The 20689-nt window shown below is 72.8% G+C and carries 15 protein-coding genes and 2 pseudogenes; 11 read left to right on the forward strand and 6 right to left on the reverse strand.

Annotated features, from left to right (window positions below; all coding sequences use genetic code 11):
* Positions 1–132: 132 nt before the first annotated feature.
* Positions 133–2148 (reverse strand): NADPH-dependent 2,4-dienoyl-CoA reductase, encoded by a 2016-nt coding sequence (locus tag ABZZ04_RS35735; protein ID WP_356936398.1) that lies wholly within the window; start codon positions 2146–2148, stop codon positions 133–135.
* Between the two features lie 231 nt (positions 2149–2379).
* Here ABZZ04_RS35735 and ABZZ04_RS35740 point away from each other — a divergent pair, with 231 nt between their 5' ends.
* On the forward strand, positions 2380–2907 hold the full coding sequence (locus ABZZ04_RS35740) for a DoxX family membrane protein (RefSeq protein WP_356936399.1): 528 nt from the start codon (positions 2380–2382) through the stop codon (positions 2905–2907).
* A gap of 343 nt (positions 2908–3250) precedes the next feature.
* Here ABZZ04_RS35740 and ABZZ04_RS35745 read toward each other — a convergent pair whose 3' ends face one another.
* Both ABZZ04_RS35745 and ABZZ04_RS35750 read right to left on the reverse strand, forming a co-directional pair.
* Positions 3251–4894 (reverse strand): FAD-dependent oxidoreductase, encoded by a 1644-nt coding sequence (locus ABZZ04_RS35745; RefSeq protein ID WP_356936400.1) that lies wholly within the window; start codon positions 4892–4894, stop codon positions 3251–3253.
* A 52-nt stretch (positions 4895–4946) separates the two neighbouring features.
* Positions 4947–5861 (reverse strand): diiron oxygenase, encoded by a 915-nt coding sequence (locus ABZZ04_RS35750; protein WP_356936401.1) that lies wholly within the window; start codon positions 5859–5861, stop codon positions 4947–4949.
* A gap of 243 nt (positions 5862–6104) precedes the next feature.
* Between ABZZ04_RS35750 and ABZZ04_RS35755 the strand changes: the two are divergent.
* Positions 6105–6704 (forward strand): annotated as a pseudogene (locus ABZZ04_RS35755) (dienelactone hydrolase family protein); the annotation flags it as partial.
* A 107-nt stretch (positions 6705–6811) separates the two neighbouring features.
* On the opposite strand, the gene ABZZ04_RS35760 reads toward ABZZ04_RS35755, so the two are convergent.
* Positions 6812–7312 carry a nitroreductase family deazaflavin-dependent oxidoreductase gene (locus ABZZ04_RS35760; protein WP_356936402.1) on the reverse strand — a complete coding sequence of 167 codons (501 nt, stop codon included), beginning with the start codon at positions 7310–7312 and terminating at the stop codon, positions 6812–6814.
* Positions 7313–7538: 226 nt separating this feature from the next.
* On the opposite strand from ABZZ04_RS35760, the gene ABZZ04_RS35765 reads away from it, so the two are divergent.
* Together ABZZ04_RS35765 and ABZZ04_RS35770 are read left to right on the forward strand one after the other, a co-directional pair.
* A complete protein-coding gene (locus ABZZ04_RS35765) occupies positions 7539–8630 on the forward strand; it encodes a PP2C family protein-serine/threonine phosphatase (RefSeq protein ID WP_356936413.1) in 1092 nt (363 codons plus the stop codon).
* Positions 8627–9178, forward strand: coding sequence for a MarR family transcriptional regulator (locus tag ABZZ04_RS35770; protein WP_356936403.1), 552 nt, complete (start codon positions 8627–8629; stop codon positions 9176–9178). The genes ABZZ04_RS35765 and ABZZ04_RS35770 overlap by 4 nt, the downstream gene beginning before the upstream one ends.
* A gap of 48 nt (positions 9179–9226) precedes the next feature.
* On the opposite strand, the gene ABZZ04_RS35775 is transcribed toward ABZZ04_RS35770, so the two are convergent.
* Entirely contained in the window at positions 9227–9973 is a 747-nt protein-coding gene (locus ABZZ04_RS35775) for an SDR family oxidoreductase (protein ID WP_356936404.1), read from the reverse strand.
* A gap of 137 nt (positions 9974–10110) precedes the next feature.
* Positions 10111–11007 (reverse strand): RNA polymerase sigma-70 factor, encoded by an 897-nt coding sequence (locus ABZZ04_RS35780; protein WP_356936405.1) that lies wholly within the window; start codon positions 11005–11007, stop codon positions 10111–10113.
* Positions 11008–11249: 242 nt separating this feature from the next.
* On the opposite strand from ABZZ04_RS35780, the gene ABZZ04_RS35785 reads away from it, so the two are divergent.
* The 7 genes and pseudogenes from ABZZ04_RS35785 to ABZZ04_RS35815 all read left to right on the forward strand — a co-directional run.
* Positions 11250–11885, forward strand: a complete 636-nt coding sequence (locus ABZZ04_RS35785; protein ID WP_356936406.1) for a GNAT family N-acetyltransferase — start codon at positions 11250–11252, stop codon at positions 11883–11885.
* 189 nt (positions 11886–12074) lie between these two features.
* Entirely contained in the window at positions 12075–12644 is a 570-nt protein-coding gene (locus ABZZ04_RS35790; RefSeq protein ID WP_356936407.1) for a hypothetical protein, read from the forward strand.
* A 24-nt stretch (positions 12645–12668) separates the two neighbouring features.
* Positions 12669–16643: an AAA family ATPase gene (locus ABZZ04_RS35795; protein ID WP_356936408.1), complete on the forward strand. Its 3975-nt coding sequence runs from the start codon at positions 12669–12671 to the stop codon at positions 16641–16643.
* A gap of 458 nt (positions 16644–17101) precedes the next feature.
* Positions 17102–17779, forward strand: a complete 678-nt coding sequence (locus ABZZ04_RS35800) for an urease subunit gamma (protein WP_356936409.1) — start codon at positions 17102–17104, stop codon at positions 17777–17779.
* A complete protein-coding gene (gene ureC / locus ABZZ04_RS35805) occupies positions 17772–19799 on the forward strand; it encodes an urease subunit alpha (RefSeq protein ID WP_356936410.1) in 2028 nt (675 codons plus the stop codon). The genes ABZZ04_RS35800 and ureC overlap by 8 nt, the downstream gene beginning before the upstream one ends.
* A gap of 86 nt (positions 19800–19885) precedes the next feature.
* The gene (locus ABZZ04_RS35810; RefSeq protein ID WP_356936411.1) at positions 19886–20560 is read left to right on the forward strand and encodes an urease accessory UreF family protein; all 675 of its coding nucleotides are present in this window, start codon (positions 19886–19888) and stop codon (positions 20558–20560) included.
* Positions 20561–20602: 42 nt separating this feature from the next.
* A pseudogene (locus ABZZ04_RS35815) lies at positions 20603–20689 on the forward strand (urease accessory protein UreG); the annotation flags it as partial.

Genomic DNA, 20689 nt, shown 5'->3' on the forward strand with positions numbered 1-20689 from the left:
CCACCCACCGGCCGTGAGGATCGCGTGCGGGAGCGGCACGGGGTGCGTCCCGGGGACGGCCGGGCGGGGCCGGGGCCGGTGCTCCCGGCTCCGGCAAAAGCAGCCGGCCCGGCCGGAAGCCCCCCGCCCCTGTCAGAGGGAGGCCGCCAGCTCCGTACCCTGGCGGATCGCCCGCTTGGCGTCGAGTTCGGCCGCCACGTCGGCGCCGCCGATCAGATGCGCCGGCCGGCCCGCGGCGAGCAGTTCCTCGTACAGCCCGCGGTTCGGCTCCTGGCCCGCGCAGATCACGACCGTGTCGACCGGCAGGAGGTGCTGCTCGCCGTCGACCGTGAGGTGCAGCCCCTCGTCGTCGATCCGGTCGTACGTGGCGCCCGCGACCGTCGTGACCCCGCGGTGCCGCAGCTCGGTGCGGTGGATCCAGCCGGTCGTCTTCCCCAGCCCCGCGCCGACCTTGCCGGTCCCGCGCTGGAGCAGATGGACGCTGCGGGGCGCCTTCGGCCGCTCCGGGGCGCGGAGCCCGCCCCGCTCGCGGTAGTCGGTGTCGACGCCCCACTGCCGGAAGAACACCTCGGGGTCGAGGCTCGCCGATTCGCCCGAGTCGGTCAGGAACTCGGCGACGTCGAAGCCGATGCCGCCGGCCCCGATGATCGCGACGCGGTCGCCGACCGGTGCCCCGTCGCGCAGGACGTCGAGGTAGCCGACCACGCTGGGGTGGTCCAGGCCCGGTATCGCGGGGGAGCGGGGCGTGACGCCGGTGGCGAGGACGATCTCGTCGAAGCTGTCGAGCGCGTCGGCCGTGACCCGCGTGCCGAGCCTCAGTTCGACCTTCTCCTCCCGCAGCCGGGTGCGGAAGTGGCGCAGCGTCTCGTCGAACTCCTCCTTGCCCGGGATCCTGCGCGCCACGTTCAGCTGGCCCCCGATCTCCCCGGCCGCGTCGAAGAGCGTCACCCGGTGCCCGCGCCCGGCCGCCGAGACGGCGCACGCGAGACCGGCGGGCCCGGCGCCCACGACCGCCACCCGCTTCATGGTGCGGGTGGGTGACAGGACGAGTTCGGTCTCGTGGCAGGCGCGCGGGTTGACCAGGCAGGAGGTGACCTTGTCGCTGAAGATGTGGTCCAGGCAGGCCTGGTTGCAGCCGATGCAGGTGTTGATCGCGTCGGCGCGGCCCTCGGCGGCCTTGGCGACGAAGTCGGGGTCGGCGAGGAACGGCCGGGCCATCGAGACCATGTCCGCCCGGCCCGAGGCGAGGATCTCCTCGGCGACCTCGGGCGTGTTGATGCGGTTGCTCGTCACCAGGGGGACGGAGACGGCGTCGCGCACCTTCTCCGTGACCCAGGTGTAGGCGCCGCGCGGCACCGAGGTGGCGATGGTGGGGATGCGGGCCTCGTGCCAGCCGATCCCGGTGTTGATGATCGTCGCACCGGCCGCCTCGATCTCGCGGGCCAGGTGCACGACCTCCTCCAGAGAGGAGCCGCCGGGCACCAGGTCCAGCATCGACAGCCGGTAGATCAGGATGAAGTCGTCGCCGACCCGCTCGCGGACCCGCCGCACGATCTCGACGGGGAACCGGATGCGGTTCTCGTACGAGCCGCCCCAGCGGTCGGTGCGGTGGTTGGTGGCGGCGGCGATGAACTCGTTGATCAGGTAGCCCTCGGAGCCCATGATCTCGACGCCGTCGTACCCGGCCCGCTGCGCGAGCTGTGCCGCCCGGACGAAGTCCTCGATGGTCTCCTCGACCTCGTCGTCGTCGAGGGCGTGCGGGGTGAAGGCGCTGATCGGTGCCTGGACCGCGCTCGGCGCCACCAGGTCCGGGTGGTGCGCGTACCTGCCGAAGTGCAGGATCTGCATGGCGATCCGGCCGCCCGCCTCGTGGACGGCCCGGGTGACGAGGGCGTGCTGCTCGGCCTCCGCCTCGGTGGTCATCTTCGCCCCGCCGGGCAGCGAACAGGCGCGGGCGTTCGGGGCGATGCCGCCGGTCACCATCAGGCCGACGCCGCCCCGGGCGCGTTCCGCGTAGAAGGCGGCCATCCGTTCGAAGCCGCGCTCGACCTCCTCCAGACCGATGTGCATCGACCCCATCAGCACCCGGTTGGGGAGGGTGGTGAACCCGAGGTCGAGCGGGCTCAGCAGGTTCGGGTACGGGCTCATGCGGTGGCTCCTCGCGCAGTGTCGTTCCGCCAGTTTTAGACCAGCGAAATACCCATGTGCAACAAGTTGCATAATGAGATGCGTCGCAGTGCCGTGGGCCGGGCCGTCCCCCGGACGGCGTAACAGCGGGGTACGTCGGCACCCTGTGCGCCGGAAAGTGGAACAGCGGCATCCGCCCGGTACGGACGGGTGGCGCACCACCATCCGACCCGGACCCCTGTGGAGACCCCCATGGCCTGCCTCAACAGGCGTGACCTCGGCCTGCTCGTCCTGCGCGTCGGCACCGGCGCGGTACTGGCCGCGCACGGCACCCAGAAACTGGCCGGCTGGTTCGGCGGCGGAGGCATCGAAGGCACCACCGCCGCGATGGAGGCGATGGGCTTCCACCCGCCGAAGCACAGCGCGGTCGCCGCCGGGCTCGGCGAGGCGGGCGGCGGGGTGCTGCTGGCCCTCGGCCTCGCCACCCCGGCGGCCGGAGCGGCCGCGGCCGGTGCGATGGCGGGCGCCGTGGCCGTCCACGCGCCCGCCGGGTTCTTCGCGCAGGGCGGGGGCTACGAGTACCCGGCGTTCCTCGGCTTCACCGCCGCGGCGATCGGTCTGACCGGTCCGGGCCGGTACTCCGTCGACCACGTGACCCGGCACGTCTTCGACCGGCCGTGGACGGTCGCGCTGGCCTTCGCGGGCAGCGCGGTCGCGGCGGCGGCCGTGGTCGGCAAGCGCGCCAGGGGCCGCGTCGAGATCGACCCCGACACGACCTGACGACCTGACGACCCGGCGGCCCCGCGCCCCGACGGCCCCACGACCCGACGGTCCGACAGGACCGGTGCGGCCCGGACGGTGTTCCCGTGCTTTCCGGCGGCGGCCCGGCGGCCCGGTGCACGGAATCCCGGCAGCGGACCGGGGAGCGCCGGGGCCACCGGACGGCGGGACAGGACCCGGGTGCTCAGGGACCGGGCGGCACCGAAGGGAGGGAGCCGCCCGGCCCCGGACCGCGCGCCGTGCGCGGAGGACCGGCGACACGTAAGTCCGGCGGCACGTGAGGCCGAGGAGGCGTCCGGGGAGCGAGGCGGCCGGGTACGGGAACCCGGCCCCGCCCCGGGTATTACGGCTTCCAGCGACCGCCCCGCGCCGCCGCCACCAGCTCCGGCACCGTGCCGAACTTGACCCGCGGGCGTCCGCCGTCGCGGCCCCGCGCGAGTTCGGCCCGCTCGATGGCGGCCAACCCCTTGGCGTCGACGACATGGCGGCTGCGGCTCCGGGCCAGGCGCGCGAACGCCTTGGGGGCGGGCGCGGGAGCGGGCAGGGCGCCCGCGACGGCATCGGCCAGGAGCGTGCCGACGGTCTCCGCGGCGCAGGCGCGGTTGGCGCCGATGCCACCCGAGGGCCCGCGCTTGATCCAGCCGACGACGTACGTCCCGGACCGCCCCGTCACGCGCCCGCCCTCGTGCGGCACGGTGCCGGTCGCCTCGTCGAAGGGCAGCCCCGCCACCGGGACGCCGCGGTAGCCGACCGCCCGCAGCAACATCCCGGCCGGGATGTCCGGTTCGCCCGCGTCCCCCGTCACGCGCACGCCCCGCACGGCGTCGTCGCCCAGCACCCGGACGGGCGCGGAGTGGAACCGGAACACGATGCGCCGCCCCGGTGCAGGGGCCCGCGACCAGTCCACCGTTTCGCGTGCGACGTCCCGCAGCAGCGCGGCCTTCCCGTCCGCCGCCGCGCCGTCGACGGCCGCGCCGATACGGGGGTCGTGGTCGTCCACGACCAGATCCACGCCCGGCAGGTGCCGCAGTGCGAGCAACTCGGAGGCGCTGTACGCCGCGTGCCCGGGGCCGCGCCGTCCCAGCAGCACCACCTCGCGCACCTTCGAGGCGCGCAGGGCGGCGAGGGCGTGATCGGCGATGTCCGTGCCGGCCAGCGCCGACGGGTCCGTGACGAGGATGCGGGCCACGTCGAGCGCGACATTGCCGTTGCCGGCCACGACCACCCGCTCCGAGGACAGATCGACGGCGTCCGGCGCGACCTCGGGATGGGCGTTGTACCAGGCCACGAACGAGGTCGCCGAGACGCTGCCGGGCAACTCCTCGCCGGGGATGCCGATGCGGCGGTCGGTGGAGGCGCCGACGGCGTAGACCACCGCGTCGTGGTGGGCGGCGAGCTCCTCCGCCGTGACGTCCCTGCCGATCTCGACCCCCAGATGCATCCGCACCCGGGGATGGGCGTGGAAGCGCGCGAAGGTGTCGCCCACCTTCTTGGTCGCGGGGTGGTCGGGCGCCACGCCGTACCGGACGAGCCCGCCGGCCACCGGCAGTCGGTCGACCAGGGTCACCTCGGCGTTGGTGTGCAGCAGCAGGTCCTCCGCGGCGTACATGCCGGCCGGTCCCGTACCGACGACCGCGACCCGGATCGGGGCGAAGTCGGCCGGCAGGCTGCGCTCGAACGAAGGCGCGTCCCAGTGGTGGAAGTTGGGCCCCGTGTCGTCCGACGGGGGCTCCCGGTCGGCGAAGTGCGCCGCGTTGATCGCGGCGTACTCCTCCTGCCCCTCGGGCAGACCGTCCACCGGGAAGATCGCGTCGACCGGGCAGGCGTCGGCGCAGGCGCCGCAGTCGATGCATGCCTTCGGGTCGACGTACAGCATCTCCGTGCTCCCGAACGCCCGTTCCTGCGGCGTCGGATGGATGCAGTTGACGGGGCACACGGCGACGCAGGTGGCGTCGCTGCAACAGGTCTGGGTGATGGCGTAGGTCATCTCGTCAGCTCGGGTCGCTCGGCTCGGATGCTCGGATGTTCGGGTGCGCGGGTCAGATCAGGTTGGCGCGCTTGTAGAGGGCCAGCGCGGGCCTGGTGAGGAGACGGGCCGAGGCCAGGAACTCCATCAGGCCCGAACAGCTGGACCGCATGAGGGACTTGTGGTGCTCGTTGGCCCCGGCCTCGGCGAGTGCGCGCCGGGTGTCGAGCCCGGCGTTCGCGTAGACCTCCCGGTTCACCATGCTGGTGACGATGAAGTAGGACGCGACCGCGATCACGAACGCGTTGAGCTGCCGGCGCACGGGGCCCGCGCTCCGCAGGCGCCTGCGGGTCTCGTCGCGCGCGAACTTCATGTGCCGCGACTCCTCCACGACATGGATGTTGTTGATGGTGCGCACGAACGGTGCGACCCGCTCGTCCCGCATCCAGTCGCGCTGCATGACGTCGAGCACCTCCTCGGCGACCAGGATCGCGGCGTACGCGGCCTCGCCGAACGCCAGGGTCTTGAACGCCCGGCCGAGCTCGACCACCGCACGGCGCGGCCGGTACGCGGGAGCGCCCAGCTTCGCGGCGCCCCGGGCGAACATGATGGAGTGCCGGCACTCGTCGGCTATCTCGGTGAGGGCCCACTGGAACCGCGGGTCCGTCGCGTCCGTCGTGTAGATGTCGCGCAGCACCATCTGCTGCAGGATCATCTCGAACCAGATGCCGGTGCTGGCCACCGAGGCGGCCTCCTGCCGCGTCAGCTCCTTGCGCTGCGCGTCGGTCAACTCGTTCCAGTACGCCGTGCCGTAGAGCGTGCTCCACTCGGGGCTGGCGCCGTGGAAGTCCTTGTCCAGCGGGGTGTCCCAGTCCACCTCCGTGGCCGGGTCGTACGAAAGCTTCGCCGACGATTCGAGCAGGCGTCGCGCGACGTCGTGCTCGTCGAGCCGGTCCCGGTCCTCCGGCCGAACGGTGCTGCTTGCCATGATGCGGCTCCTTGAATCGACAGATCGCCCCGACGCCGGCCCACCACCCCGCCCCGTACCCGCCCGGCGGGGTTCGTGGTCGCCCGGTGCCTCCCTCGCCGCTTGTTAGACGTCGTGTCTAGCAAGCTGTTAGACGGAACGTATAGCAAGAGTGCCGTGTCGGCCTACCCCTCGTGAGGAATCCGCTCCATCTCTCCCCCTTCCGACCCCCTGCCACCCACGGATCGCGGGCCGGGGGCGGCCATGTTCCGACGCTGCCCGGGTGCGGGGACGGCGGGACCGGACCGTACGCGGAAGCGGGGTCAACTCGCTTGCGGCGGAGGGGCGGAGCCGTGCGCGACGGCGCGCCGGGCGGCGGCGATCGTGCGTGGGTGCGTGTGCGGGTACGGCGGCCTCGTGCACACGCCCGACCTGTACGAGGGCCACACCTTCGACACCCTGGACGAGGGGGGCGAGCACATGACCAAGGTCGGCAGCGGTGAACTGCTCGAACGCGGCGTCCGCTCGGTGGACGGCTCGCCCGCCGAGCAGGTGTACATCGGTTTCTCCCCCGGTGTGCTCCCCGCGCAGAAGCTGGCCCAGACCCGGCCGGGCACCCGCGGCGCGGTGTTCGTCCACTCGTGCGTGCCGGCCTCCTTCTTCGGGACGTGGCCGTCGCGGCTCCCGGTCCGCGTCCACGCCATGGAGGCGGACGGCATGTTCACCGAGGAGGGCGACGCGGACGCAGCCCGCGGCCTCGTCGCCGAGGTCCCCGAGGGCGAACTGCACCTGTACCCCGGCGACCAGCACCTGTTCGCCGACAGCTCCCTGTCGTCCTACGACGCCGAAGCCGCCGCGCTGTTCCTCGACCGCACGCCGACGTTCCCCCACGACCTGGACACCGCCCGGACACCACCGACACCCACGGGGCCTGACCCGGCGGGACCGTGCGGGACACCGGGCCCCGGGGTTCAGGGCAGGCGTTGTCCCGCCGCGGCGTCGAGGCGTACGAACGGGATCTGTTGTCCGGCCCGGCGGAAGGAGTCCTCGCTGCCGTCGACGTCGAAGCCCATGAAGGCGCAGAGGCGGCGGGCGACGCGGGGGTGGGCGGGGGCGTAGCGGGCCATGATCTCGCCGCCCTCCTCCGCGGTGAGGAAGTGGGCGGTGACCGCGTAGTAGCGGCGGCCGGACTGGATCGTCGTCCGAGGGGTGTGGCGGAGGTTCTGGTACCAGGCGGACTTCGGGCCGAAGCCCGCGGCCAGGGTCCAGCTGCCGCGCTCGTGGGCGACGACCTCCAGGACCGCCTTCCGGTCGAGGCCGCTGGTGCGTCCCTTGTGGTGCAGCAGCAGGAGGCGCTTGCCGAACAATGGCCCCAGACCCACCAGGTACAGGCCGATCGGGAGCCGGGCCAACCGCCGCCGCCAGCCGGACGGAAGCCGGGGACGTCCCTCCGCCGTACGCCGTGGAGCCATCGTCGACACGCACCTTTCCCGGGCTCGGAGCGGCCGGGCCGACGGCCTCGATTGCGTAACGAGAACCCGCCGAAGACCCTTAGTCGATGCAACTATTGCATAGCCTAAAACGGCGGAGGGGTCCGGTCGGCCGGGCCGGGCGAGTGCGATACGAGTGGAGAGCGCCGTGTCCCGTGCAGGGCGACCGCGCGGCCCCGTGGTGCTGTACTGCCTGTCGGCCGTGGTGATGGCGGTCGTGGCCGTCGTGGACGTCATGGCGGGTCCCGGGGCGGGGTTCCTCCCCCTGGTGTCGCTCGGCCCCGCCTTCGCCGGACTGATCGGGACGTGGCGGCGCACGGTGCTGACGGGCGCCGTGGCGCTGCTGCTCTGCGTGGGCCTCGGCATGTACGACGGGCTCTTCCAGACCCGGCGCGGCTCCACGGCGATGGGCTCCGTGGTGGGCGTCACCGCGGCGGGCGTCGCCGGGGCCGTGATGCGCGGCCGGCGGGAGGCGGAACTGGCCAGTGTCCGCTCCATCGCGGAAGTGGCCCAGCGGGTGCTGCTGCGGCCGGTGCCGCGCAGTACGGGCCCGTTGCGGGTCGCGGTCTCCTACACCTCGGCGATGGCCGAGGCGCGGATCGGCGGCGACCTGTACGAGGTGGTCGCGTCCCCGTACGGAACCCGGGTGATCATCGGCGATGTGCAGGGCAAGGGGCTGGGGGCGGTGGAGACCGCCGCCGTGGTCCTCGGCGCGTTCCGCGAGGCCGCGCACGACGCGCGGGACCTGACGGCCCTCGGCGCCCGCCTGGAACGGAGCGTGGCCAGGGAGGCGAACGGCGAGAAGTTCGTGACCGCCGTCCTCGCGGAGGTACGGGGCGGTGACGAGGAGGTCGTCCTCCTCAACTACGGGCACCCGGCCCCGATGCTCGTCCGGCGCGACGGCACGGTCGACTTCCCGCTGCCGCCCGCCCACGCGCTGCCGCTGGGGCTGGGACTGCACGGTGGGAAACCGCCCCGGCCCTACCGGGTGGGTTTCGCGCCGGAGGAGCAACTGCTGCTCTACACGGACGGGGTGACCGAGGCGCGCGACGGGACGGGCACCTTCTACCCGCTCGGCGAGCGCTCCGCCCTCCTCGGGGACCCCGACCCGCAGGCCGCCCTCGAAGCGCTGCGCGCGGACGTGGTCCGGCACGTGGCCGGCCCGTTGCACGACGACGCGGCGATGCTGCTGCTGCGCCGCAGCGGGCCTCGGGAGGCGGGGCGGCGCACCGCGGCGACGGAGAGTGCCGGCGGAGGGGTGAACACTCCCGCGCCGAAGCGCGGTAGAAAGAGTGCATGACCGAGGAGAAGGACCGGGCCGGGAGCGCCGACGGTGTCGACGCGGTGACCCGTGCCGTCCTCACGGCGTCACGGGTGCTCGTCGCGGTCGCCGCGAACTCGCTCGCCGAGGTCGAGGACCGGGTGACCCTGGCGCAGTTCCGGATGCTGGTGGTGCTCTGGACGCGGGGCGAGGCCAAACTCGTGACGCTCGCGGAACTGCTGCGCGTGGCCCCCTCGACCGCGATGCGCATGGTCGACCGGTTGATCTCCTCGGGCCTCGTCGACCGGCGGACCAACCCCGGCAACCGTCGTGAAACCCTGCTCCGGCTCACCGAGGAGGGACGGCGCACGGTCGAGGACGTCACCGCGAGCAGGCGCCGGGAGATCGCCGCGATCGTCGCCCGGCTCGCCCCGGGACAGCAGACGGCCCTCGTCGAGGCGCTGACCGCCTTCAACGAGGCGGGTGGCGAACCGCCCGCGCCGGAGGGCCGGGCCGACGACCTGTACCCGCTCGGCTGGACGGACATGACGACGGAGCGCGACCCCGGGCAGGGCCCGGACCGCTGACCCGGGCACGTCCGTCCGGTGACGCCGGCACCGGGGCCGCCCGACGGCTCACCGCTGCTGCGCGAGCCAGTCGGCGAACCGGTTCCCGGCGATGTGCGCGTCCGGGCCGGGAAGCAGTGTGGACTCCTCCAGCCGGGCGCCGAAATAAGGGGCCCGGGCGTCGGTGACGACCTCGCGCGGATCGTTCCGGGCGGCGAGGTCCTCGCGGAGGAGCTCGTCCAGCCGGAACACCTCGGGACCGGCCACCTCCACCATCCCGCCGACGGGGGCCCCGACGGCCGCGCGGCCCACGGCGGCGGCCACGTCGTCGGAGCGGACGGGCCGGATCATGACGGGCGCCAGCCGGACGGTGCCGCCGTCGGTCGCCGAGGCCGCGATGCCCCGCACGAACTCGAAGAACTGCGTGGCGCGGACGATGGAGTACGGCATCCCGGAGTCCTTGATCAGCTCTTCCTGCACCTGCTTGGCACGGAAGTAGCCGCTCTCCTGAAGCCGCTCCGTGCCGACCACGGAGAGCGCCACATGGTGGGGCGTACCGGCCTCCGCCTCCGCCCGGAGGAGATTGGCGGTCGAGGTCCGGAAGAACTCCATGACGGCGTCGTCCTCGAACGAGGGGGAGTTGGAGACGTCGACCACGACCGAGGCCCCCTCCAGGGCCTCGGCCAGCCCCTTGCCCGTCAGCGTGTCGACGCCGGTGCCGGGGGAGGCCGGTACCGCCTCGTGGCCTTGCTCGCCGAGCCGGGCCACCAGCTTCGAACCGATGAGTCCGGTACCGCCGATCACTACGACCTTCATGATGGGAATCCTCTCGGGGTGGTTTCTGCACTCACCGGGGATGACAGGACGGCGGCGGCATCCGTGACAGGGGCCCGGAGGATCCCGGATGTTTTCCCCCGGCCGGCCGACGGGCCGACCCGGGCGGGGTGGGGTGGTCAGTCGTCCAGGGACTCCACGTAGGGCGACAGCTTGGCCGGGTTCATCACCCACATGATCCGGTCGATGCCCTCCGCCGACACATCGACGCACAGCAGGGCCATGGCGGTCCCGCCGGACGAGACGAGCACGGCCGCCCGTCCGTTGGCCTCCACCCACCGGACGTCCGCCTGCGGCCAGAAACGCGGTGCGAAGGCCACCAGGTACTTGGAGACATGCGTACGGCCGACGACCGGGATCCTCGAGGCCCCGCGTATCCCGCCGCCGTCGGAGTAACTGACGACGTCCGAGGCGAGTACGTCCTCCAGCACCGCCAGGTCACCCGTCCGCGCCGCGGAGAGGAACACCTCCAGCAGGCGCCGGTGGGCGGTCGGGCTGACTCGCTGTCTGCGCTCGGCGGTCAGGTGCTTGCGGGCACGGCTCACCAGTTGGCGGGCGTTGACCTCGCTCGTCTCCAGGATCTCGGCGACCCGCCCGTACGGGTAGTCGAAGGCCTCCCGCAGGACGTAGGCGGCGCGTTCCACCGGGTTGAGCTTCTCCAGGACGAGGAGGACCGCCAGTTCCAGAGCCTCGGCCCGCTCCGCCCCCAGCTGCGGGTCCGGGGCGGTGTCGACCGGTTCGGGAAGCCACGGGCCGACGTACGACTCCCGCCGCATCCGCGCGGACCGGGCCAGGTTGATCGCCAGGCGCGTGGTGATGGTGGTCAGGTAGGCCGTGGGTTCGAGGAGGTTCGTGCGGTCCGCCTGCTGCCACCGCAGCCATGCCTCCTGCACGATGTCCTCGGCCTCGGCGGCGCTGCCGAGCATGCGGTACGCGATGCCGAAGAGCCGCGGGCGCGCCGCGAGGAAGTCCTGCGTGGCCCGGTCGAGGGAGTCGGCGTCGACACCAGCATGCATGGTTCGGTTCCCTTCCGGCCTCGTCGCCCGCCATGTTACAAGCGGCCGGAGCTGCTGCGTCCGAGGTGGGCCAGGGACTTTGAACCGGCGTTTCACGACGGGGAGTTCGCCGCGGCCCGCGTCGCGCCCCGCTCGGCCGGTGAGTAAAACGGCTGCCGCGCACCGCCCGGAGAAGTAATGTTTGCTTCGATGAATTGACCATTACTCTGTCGGCGGCTCGGCCGCCGGGCCGGGAGGGCTCGATGGTTGCGAACACGGTCAGGATCTGGGCGGCGGGCTGGGCCGTCTCCCGGCGGACTCCTCCGCCGGTCGAGAAGCCCTGGGGGGTCCACATCGAAGTGGTCGACAGCCCCGTCGAGGCGGGACGCCATGTCCTGCCCGAGGCCGAGGAGTCGTTGGTCCGCAGCGCCGCCGCCTCGGTGACCGCGCCGCGGACATGGATGAAGATGCCCGCGGAACCGGAGCGGATCGAGCCCTGGCTGCCCCGGGACTGGGTGGTGGCCTGGGAGGACACCGGGCACCTGATGGTGGTGGACCTGATGGCCACGGACCCGGTCGCGCCCGAGGGGTACACCGTGACCCTGGAGACCGTCGGGGCCGTGACCTGTGCCAGGGTGCTGGACGCGGCGGGGACGACGGCGGCCCGGGGGCAGATGGCGTTCCTCGGCGAGGAGGTGGTCGTGGACCGGGTGGTGACCGACGAGGCCCACCGGCGGCGCGGGCTGGGCGGCCTCGTGATGCGTACGCTCGCCGACCACGCCCTGGAGACGGGTGCGGTCATCGGCGTTCTCGGCGCCACCGATGCCGGACGCGCGCTGTACGAGACGCTGGGCTGGAAGAAGCACGCGACGCTGGCGGAGTGCGTCTACCGGCCCTGAGACCGGGGAGGCCGGCCGTACGGTCCCGGTCCGCCGTACCGCCCCGGTCCGCGGCACCACCCCGGCCGGGCGGTGTTCCGCGACGTGGCGCGGCGCGCGTCATCGGGGAAGCCGTGGAATCCCCCGGGTTCCGCCGCATCCGCGGACGGGCGGTAATACGATCTGGCCCAGGTGGCCGAGGAGGCATTCATGGAACCGATCACGCTCGCTGTCCTCAGTTCCGTCGTCCTCACGGAAGGCGTCAAGTTCCTCTACGAACAGACCGGGGAACTGCTGCAGCGCCGCAGGGACCGCAATGGGGCGGACGACTCCGAGGACGCGGGCGGGAGCGATCCCGTGACACTGGACGTGACCGACCCCGGGCTCTTCCCCGCGACCGTGGAGCCGGCCCGTGCGGACACCGAGGTCGTCCAGCGGTTCCGGGCGGACCTGACCGCGTTCTGGCAGGTGCTGGCACCGTACGCGAACGGCATCACCGACATCGACCCCACGGACCGGACCCTGCTGGAGACGGCCGACGCGGTACGGAACATCCTCGAGGCGGTCTACGGCAGACGCCTCACCTTCGCGGGCGAGACCCGCACGGAGCGGGAGCTCGCGGTGTCGGGCCGGGTGAGGGCCGAGGAGATCGCCGGTGACGTGGCCGGTGTGCGCGCCCGCGGCGTCAACTCCGGCCGGGTGGAGGGCAGTGTCGTGGCCGGGACGGTGACGCGCGGCGGCACCGTGTCCGGGGTCGAGGTCCAGGGCGACATCGGCTGATGACACCGGCACGGGAGCACCGTGATGAGTGAGTTCGTCGGACGCTCCTGGATCGTGGAGCGCGCACTCGGCCACCTGACCCGGCGCGGGGACGGACCGCTGCTGATCGTCGGTCAGCCGGGTTCCGGCAAGACGGCCCTGGCGCTGGAACTGCTGAACAGGATCGGACCGGGCGACGCCTCCACGGTCGTGGTCGGACACCTGTGCCGCGCGGACGACGACGACACGCTCCTGGGGCACGGCCTCGTCGTGGAGCTGGTCGACGCACTGGTCCGCCGGGACGGGCACTTCGCCGAACTGGCGCGCGCGGAGCCCGGCCCGACCCTCAACGCCACCGTGACGGTCGGTTCCGCCGAGCCCGGAGCGCACATCCGGGGCATCAACATCGAGTCCCTGCGACTGGGGGCGGAATCGGCGCGTTCGGCCTTCAACCGCCTCGTGCGCAAGCCGCTGGAGAGCATGCCGGACCCACCGGCCGTCGTCCTCGTCGTCGACGCGCTCGACGAGGCACGGTCGATCGAGTCCCACGAGAACGTCATCACGCTGCTCGCCCACATGACCTCGGGTCTGCGCCGTACCGGACTGGACTTCCGAGTGCTGCTGACCAGCCGCGAAGTCGAGGAGCCGGCGCTCCGGGGCATCGGGGGCCGGCGCGTGCACCTCACGCACGACGCGCCCGCCGGTACCGACGACGTCCACGACTACTGCCTGGCCCGCCTGACCCGGGACGGATCACACCTCCACGCGGACGGGCCGGACCGGGCCGACCGCGACGGGGAACACCACCCCAAAGCCCGGTACCGGTCCCGGCGGACTCTCGCGTCGAGGATCGCGGCCAGGGCGGCGGGCAACTACCTCTACGCCCGCCACGTCATCTCGTTCCTGGACACCGACCGGTACGACGGGGACATCGACGCCGTCGAACTGCCCGGCGACCTCGGCGAGGTGTACGACGGCTTCCTCGACCGGGCGGTCGCGTCCCTCGCCTGGCGCACCGTCCGGCCGGTCCTGACCCTGCTGGCAGTCGCCCGCGCCCCCGGCATGAGCGCCGGACTCCTCGCAGCCGTGACCGCACGGAACCTCTCGGACGTGGAGGACGCCCTCGCCGACATCGGCGAGTTCACCCACCGCGAGGGCGACGCGGTGCGGATCTACCACGAGTCCTTCCGCACCCACCTCCTGTCCGGCACCCGGCACCGCGTCCACCCGGTCGAGGCGCACCGGGCCGTGGGCACGGCGTTCCTCGCCGGGCAGGCCGACGACCCCTACCTGTCCAGGTACTACAGCCACCACCTCCACCGGGCGGGCATGCACGAGGAGCTCTGCGCCCATGTGCTGGCCACCGTCGGCGGTCCGGGGGCGAGTACCGCCACCTTCTCCGGCGCGGACCTGGAACACCTCGGACACGCACTCGCGTCCGCCGTCCGGACCGACGACCTCACCGCCGCGGCCCCGGTACTGCTGCGCCGGGCCGGGGCCACCCGTCTCCTGACCGAGGACCCGTTGGCGGTGCTCGCCGGCACGGGCCCGGAGGCCGCCCGCGAGCTGGCGGGCGCCCACCCGTACGAACACGGTGCCCTGTGGCAGCTGATGATCGCTCACCGGCTCCGGAAGGACGGCCGGTCCGGCGAGTGTGCCGAACACCTCCGGTGGTTCGACGCCACCCACCGCGACGAACTGCCCGAGCGGTCACAGGGGTTGGCGGCCGTTCTCCTCGCGGGCCTGCAGCCCGAGGAGGGCGACGACCCGGCGACGGTCCATGGGGCCGAGCTGCTCGACGATTTCCACACGGGGATGCTGGCACGGCATCTGCTCGACCGGGGGTCCGTCGAGCGGGGGATGAACGCGGCGCGCCGGATCGAGTCCGTCGAGGCACGCGCCAAGCTCCACGGCTACGTACTGTGGTCGGCGGCCGAACGGCCGGGGCCGGTTCCGCCCCACCGCGTCGCCGAGCGGATCGCCGCCGAACTGGCGCGGCAGTCGTACGGCAGGAACGCCACGGTCGAGGCGGCGCACGCGACGGCCCTGTCCTGGGTGCCGCAGGAGCCGTCCGGGGAACGGCTGCGCATGCTCGTCCGGCTGTCGCGTTTCCCGATCGAGTATTCCTCGGCGCTGGCGTCGGTGCGCCCGCCCGTCGACACGGCCGCCCGGCACGAGGCCGAACGGGCGGCGCAGGAGATGGACCTGCTGCGCCCGCGCGACATGACGCCGTACGAGCGGCTGTGGGTGGACCTGAACGGTGCCCGGCTGGCGAGGCGTTCCGGCGCCGACGACCTGGCCGACGGCACCATGCGCCGGTTGCTGGGACGCCGGCCCGACCTGTTCGACACGGAGGGCCGTCTCCAGCCCGTGAGCCCGCCGCACGACGACTTCGTCCACGGCCCGTGCCAACAGGGGCTCGTCCTGGAGATCGCCCGTGAGTGCGTGCGCGCCGGACGCGTCACGGACGCGGAGGAGCTGGCCCGCGAGATGCTCGCCTTCCACGGCCACGACGGTGTGACCATCGCCGTCGACCTCGTCCGCCGGTTTCACGAACACGGCGAGGGCCTTCGCGCGGACGCGTTCCTGGACGACTGCGTGGCCCTGCTCCGCGAGCGGACGACGTCCCACCAGTACCTGGCGACGTACCTGTTGCGGATCTCCCGCGAACTGCCGGGGGTCCTGCCGGAACGACGGGCCTCGGAACTGGAGGCGGAGGCCGAGCGCCTCGTGTGCGAGCTGCTGAGCGACCGACGCACGGACCTCCGCTTCGACCCTTCCGGAATGGCGGTTCTGTACGCCCGACTGGCGGCCGCCCACCAGGAACGCGGGAACGACGGACGCGGGAACGACGGACGGGAGGGCGGCGGACGTGTCGCGCACTGTGTCGCGCGGGCCCTGTTCTGGGCGGACCACCCGGACCTCGACGGGCCGTCCGCCGGCGCACTCGACGCGGGGTACGAGTCCCTGGCCGTCCACTTCTCGGGGGTCCGGGGAGGAGCCGCCACGAGGACGGCCGCGGAACGGATGGGCGGGCGGCGCGCCGAACGCGTGAAGGCCGCGGCCGATCGGCTGGTCAGACGTGGCGACCGGCGAGGGGCCCTGGACCTCCTCGATTCGTTCGGCCTCAAGAACGACAGCGCCCGGATCCTCGTCCTGGCCGAGCAGGGCCGGCCCGAGGAGGCGCTCCGGCAGGCGATGGCCCCGGACGTACCCATCGGGGTGCACCTGGGACTGAGGAGAATGCTCCTGGACCACGGCGACACCGAACGGGCGCGCGCCCTGGCCGAAGTGATGCTGGAGCGCCTGGCGGACCTGAGGAGGCACGGCCCCGCGATAGGTTTCGAGGAGTGTCGCAGGGGGTTCCTCTTCGCCGAACTCCACGCGCGTCTCGGCATGTACGACGAGGCCGTCGCCGGTTTCCGGCGGGCCCGTACCCTCTTCTCCCACGAGGCCGACGACTGGTCGGCCATGAACGTTCAGATCGGTGGCGACCTCTACGCGCCGGGGGAGCGGGACGATTCCGCCTATGACGGGCAACGGGGCGGGCTGAACGAGACGGCTCTCGCCTTCGAGGGCAGATTCGCCGAGGCGGTGTTCGAGGGTGGGCACGTCGATCGGGCCCGTGAACTCGTCGAGGGCATCAGGACCTCGGAGCACGGGCGTTTCGACTTCCTGTTGCCGGGCGGCGGCCCGCTCGCCCCGAGGGCCGGGGCCCGGGCCCGGACGGCGGCCGCCTGCGGCTTCCTCGACCTGATGACCGACAGTCTGGACGAACTCCCCGCCGACGGCCCGGCCGTGGCGGGGGCCATCGCCACGCGCGCGCCCGAGACGCCGTACGGGCGGGTGCCGGGCAACCTGCACAAGGTCGTCACGGCCCTGGCCCCGTACTGCGCGGGCGACGCCGACGCGACCCTCGCCCTGTGCGCCACGCTCCTGGACGCCGCCCCGGAAGCCGCCGACGCCGTCCACCGCGAAGTGCGGGAGCGGCTGGACCTCCACGTCCCGACGGGCGGATAGCCGCCGCCACGGGCGATTTCCCCCGGACGGCCCCCGTCAACCGGCCACTGCCGGTGCCGTGGACCCGCGCGGTGTGCCGGTTCCTGACCGGACACCGGCGGGGAAGGAACGGTACGCGACCGCCGGGAGGGGGCGGCTCCCGCCCGGCCACAAGTGCGCCCCCGGGCCGATGACTTGCCGCGTCGGTGCAGAAACGTTCATGAGCCGCGCTCCCCGGCGGGCACGAACCCGGTCGGCCGGGAAGCGACGTTTCGGCAGCCGGGGCCCCGAACGCCCCACCCTCGCCGGAGTGTTCGCCCCGCCGTCCGTCCGGGGTGAAAGCGGGGATTCCGCATCGGTGTGCCGACCCGGGTCAGCACGATCTGCTGTGGCGCGGCGGGCCGGAACCTCCGGCCCGCCGGGCCCGGCGCGCTCGCGCCGTCGAACGGGACATCGGTCCCCGGAGCCGAGAGGGCACCATGCACTTCACTCCCCACGAACAGGAGCGCCTGCTGGTCCATGTGGCGGCCGGCGTGGCGCGGCAGCGCAGGGAACAGGGAATCAGACTGAACTATCCGGAGGCGGTGGCCCTGCTCACGGCCTACGTCTACGACCAGGCGCGTCTCGGCCGGAGCGTCGCCGAGATCATGGATTCGGGACGAGGGGTCCTGACCCGGGACGACGTCATGGACGGCGTCCCGGAGATGATCGACAACGTCCAGGTCGAGACGACGTTCCCGGACGGAACGAAGCTGGTGACGATCCACGACCCCTTCGACGAACCGCGCGGGGACATTCAACTCCACCCGGGGAAGGTCGACTTCGTCGACGAATCGGTACCGCTGAACCCGGGGCTGGACGTCACCGAGATCGAGGTGCACAACCCGGGCGACCGGCCGGTGCAGGTCGGGTCCCACTACCACTTCTACGAAGTCAACACGAAGTTGGAGTTCGACCGGAAACAGGCGTACGGCATGCGGCTCAACGTCGCGGCCGGCACGTCCGAACGGTTCGAGCCCGGGGACCGCCGCACGGTGGAACTGGTGCGCATCGAGGGCGAACGGAAGGTGCTGGGACTGCGGGGACTGGTCGGCGGGACACTGCTGGACCAGGCCCCCGAGGACCCCGACGACGAGGGAGCCGATGACCGTGACTGAGCGGAAGAACACCAGGACCACCGCGCGCGAGGACTACGTGGACCTGTTCGGTCCGACGACCGGGGACGAGATCCGGCTGGCGGACACCGCGCTGAGCATCAGGATCACCGACGACTGGTCGGGCGGCCTCGGCAAGGACCTGGCCGACCCTCCGCCGGACCCCGCGCCCGACGGGGACGGCTGCGGGGACGGGGACAGGAGCCCGGTCAGCCCGCTGGTGAGCAGGAGCGGGCACGAGATGGTCTTCGGCGGCGGCAAGGTGATCCGCGAGTCGATGGGCCAGTCGGCGACGCCGCGCGACCGTGACGAGGACGAGGACCGGGACGACGGCGGGGACGGAGAAGACGGTCCGCCGGACACGGTGATCACCGGTGTGGTGGTCCTGGACCACTGGGGCGTCGTCAAGGCGGACGTCGCGATCCGGGACGGGATGATCGTCGCCCTCGGCAAGGCGTACAACCCGGAGACCATGAACAGGATCCACGAGGGCCGGACGGACGGGCCGACGGACTTCGTGGTCGGCCCGGAGACCGAGGTGATCTCGGGCAAGGGCCGCATCCTGACGGCGGGCGGGGTGGACACCCATGTCCACTTCGTCTGTCCGGAGCAGATCGGGGAGGCCCTCGCGGCCGGGGTGACGACACTGATCGGGGGCGGCACCGGACCGGCCGAGGGATCCACCGCGACCACGGTCAGTCCGGGCAAGTGGCACGTCGAGCGCCTCTTCAAGGCACTCGACGGGTTCCCGGTGAACGTCGGACTGCTGGGCAAGGGCAACACCATGTCCAGGGAGTCGATGCTCGACCAGGTGCGGGCCGGTGTGATCGGCTTCAAGGTCCACGAGGACTGGGGTGCCACCCCCGAGGTCATCGACACCTGTCTGAAGGTGTGCGAGGGCAGGAACAGCCCGGAGGACGACGACCGGACGGACGGCCTGGTCACCAACAGCGTACAACTCGCTCTGCACGCCGACTCGTTGAACGAGGCGGGCTTCGTGGAGAGCACCAGGAACGCGTTCGACGGCCGCCCCCTGCACATCTTCCACATCGAGGGCGCCGGCGGCGGCCACGCCCCGGACATGATCACCCTGTGCGGGGAGGAGAACGTCCTGCCCGCGTCCACCAACCCGACGCGCCCCCTGACGGTCAACACCGTCAAGGAACACATCGACATGATGATGGTCTGCCACCACCTCAACCCGGAACTGGCGGCGGACCGGGCCTTCGCCGACTCCCGGGTGCGCCCCTCGACGATGGCGGCCGAGGACCTGCTGCACGACATGGGTGCCATCTCGATCATGTCGTCCGACGCGCAGGCCATGGGACGCATCGGCGAGATGGTCATGCGGACCTGGCAGACCGCCCACGTGATGAAGACCCGCTACGGCCAACTGCGCGAGGGCACCGCCGCGGAGCAGGAACGGCAGCGGCACGAGGCGGACAACTTCCGTGCCCGCCGCTACGTCGCCAAGTACACGATCAACCCGGCCGTCGCCCACGGCGCGGACGACCTGATCGGCTCCGTCGAGACCGGCAAGCTGGCGGACCTGGTGCTGTGGGAACCGAAGTTCTTCGGTGTGAAGCCGCACCTGGTCATCAAGGGCGGCCAGATCGCGTACGCGCAGGTCGGCGACGCCAACGCGTCCATCCCGACGCCGCAGCCCGTCCTGCCCCGCCCGATGTGGGGCGCGACCGGAAGGGCGCCGGGCGCCAACTCGGTGAACTTCGTCAGCCCGCAGGCCGCGGTCACCGCACAGGACCTCGGCATCGAGAAGTCCCTGTACGAGATCAAGGACACCCGCAAGGTGTTCAAACGGCACATGGTCCTCAACGACGCCACCCCGGACATCCGGGTCGACCCCAACACCTACGAGGTGTTCATCGAGGACGTCTGCATCACCGAACTGCGCCGGCGGAAGGAGGAACAGGCGCAGGCCGACGAGACGCTCTGCCCCCGGCGGCCCGCCCCCACCCACTACGCGTCGGAACTCCCCATGGCCCAGCGCTACTTCATCTTCTGACCGTGCGGCGGACGACGGGACGGGCGACCGGACGCCGCCCGTCCCGTCGTCCGCCGCCCCGCCCCGAAAGGCAGGGCCACCCGTCCATGAGCCGTACCGCTCTCCTCGTCCTCGCCGACGGCCGTTTCCCGGCCGGGGACCACGCGCATTCGGGCGGCGTCGAGGCGGCCGTCGCCGCCCGCGCCGTCCACGACCCCGTCACCCTCCACGCGTTCTGCCGCGGCCGGCTGCACACCACGGGCCTCACCGCCGCCGCGCTGGCGGCCGCGGCCGCGACCGGACACGACCCGCTCGTCCTGGACGAGGCGGCCGACGCCCGGACACCCGCACCGGCACTGCGGGCCACGGCCCGCAAGCTGGGCCGGCAGATGCTGCGCGCGGCCCGTGCCGCCTGGCCGTGCGAGGCGCTGGAACGGCTGGCGCACGACCTGCCGGGCGGCGCCCACCAGCCCGTGGTGCTCGGCGTCGCCGCCCGCGCGGCCGGACTCACCGCGCCGGACGCCGCGCACGCCACGGCCTTCGGCACCATTGCGGGGCCCGCCACCGCGGCCGTGCGGCTGCTCGGCCTCGACCCGTTCGACGCCACCGCGGTACTGGCCCGGCTCTGCGACGACGTCGACACCGTGACCCGCCGGGCCGCCCGCGCCGCCGCCCGCGTCGCCGACGAGGGGACCGGCGTCCTGCCCGCCGCGTCCTCGCCCCTGCTCGACATCACCGCCGAACAGCACGCCGCCTGGCCGATGCGTCTCTTCGCCTCCTGACACCGGACCCGGCCCGCCACACATCGAAGGAGTTCCGCACCCATGCACCTCGACCACGCATCCCACGGCCCCGCCGCCGTGAGCGCCGACGCCACCCGTCCCGACGGCACCCGCCGGGCGCTCAGGATC

Source organism: Streptomyces sp. NPDC006435, assembly GCF_040612315.1.
GTDB lineage: Bacteria > Actinomycetota > Actinomycetes > Streptomycetales > Streptomycetaceae > Streptomyces.

Bases quoted from the DNA above. Each gene is read 5' to 3' on its own strand.
- ABZZ04_RS35765 (WP_356936413.1), top strand. From the start codon at position 7,539: ATGGCGGTCGTGGCCGTCGTGGACGTCATGGCGGGTCCCGGGGCGGGG.
- ABZZ04_RS35800 (WP_356936409.1), top strand. From the start codon at position 17,102: ATGCACTTCACTCCCCACGAACAGGAGCGCCTGCTGGTCCATGTGGCG.
- ABZZ04_RS35780 (WP_356936405.1), bottom strand. From the start codon at position 11,007: ATGCATGCTGGTGTCGACGCCGACTCCCTCGACCGGGCCACGCAGGAC.
- ABZZ04_RS35810 (WP_356936411.1), top strand. From the start codon at position 19,886: ATGAGCCGTACCGCTCTCCTCGTCCTCGCCGACGGCCGTTTCCCGGCC.
- ABZZ04_RS35775 (WP_356936404.1), bottom strand. From the start codon at position 9,973: ATGAAGGTCGTAGTGATCGGCGGTACCGGACTCATCGGTTCGAAGCTG.
- ABZZ04_RS35745 (WP_356936400.1), bottom strand. From the start codon at position 4,894: ATGACCTACGCCATCACCCAGACCTGTTGCAGCGACGCCACCTGCGTC.
- ABZZ04_RS35790 (WP_356936407.1), top strand. From the start codon at position 12,075: ATGGAACCGATCACGCTCGCTGTCCTCAGTTCCGTCGTCCTCACGGAA.
- ABZZ04_RS35770 (WP_356936403.1), top strand. From the start codon at position 8,627: ATGACCGAGGAGAAGGACCGGGCCGGGAGCGCCGACGGTGTCGACGCG.
- ABZZ04_RS35785 (WP_356936406.1), top strand. From the start codon at position 11,250: ATGGTTGCGAACACGGTCAGGATCTGGGCGGCGGGCTGGGCCGTCTCC.
- ABZZ04_RS35750 (WP_356936401.1), bottom strand. From the start codon at position 5,861: ATGGCAAGCAGCACCGTTCGGCCGGAGGACCGGGACCGGCTCGACGAG.
- ABZZ04_RS35795 (WP_356936408.1), top strand. From the start codon at position 12,669: ATGAGTGAGTTCGTCGGACGCTCCTGGATCGTGGAGCGCGCACTCGGC.
- ABZZ04_RS35760 (WP_356936402.1), bottom strand. From the start codon at position 7,312: ATGGCTCCACGGCGTACGGCGGAGGGACGTCCCCGGCTTCCGTCCGGC.
- ABZZ04_RS35735 (WP_356936398.1), bottom strand. From the start codon at position 2,148: ATGAGCCCGTACCCGAACCTGCTGAGCCCGCTCGACCTCGGGTTCACC.
- ABZZ04_RS35740 (WP_356936399.1), top strand. From the start codon at position 2,380: ATGGCCTGCCTCAACAGGCGTGACCTCGGCCTGCTCGTCCTGCGCGTC.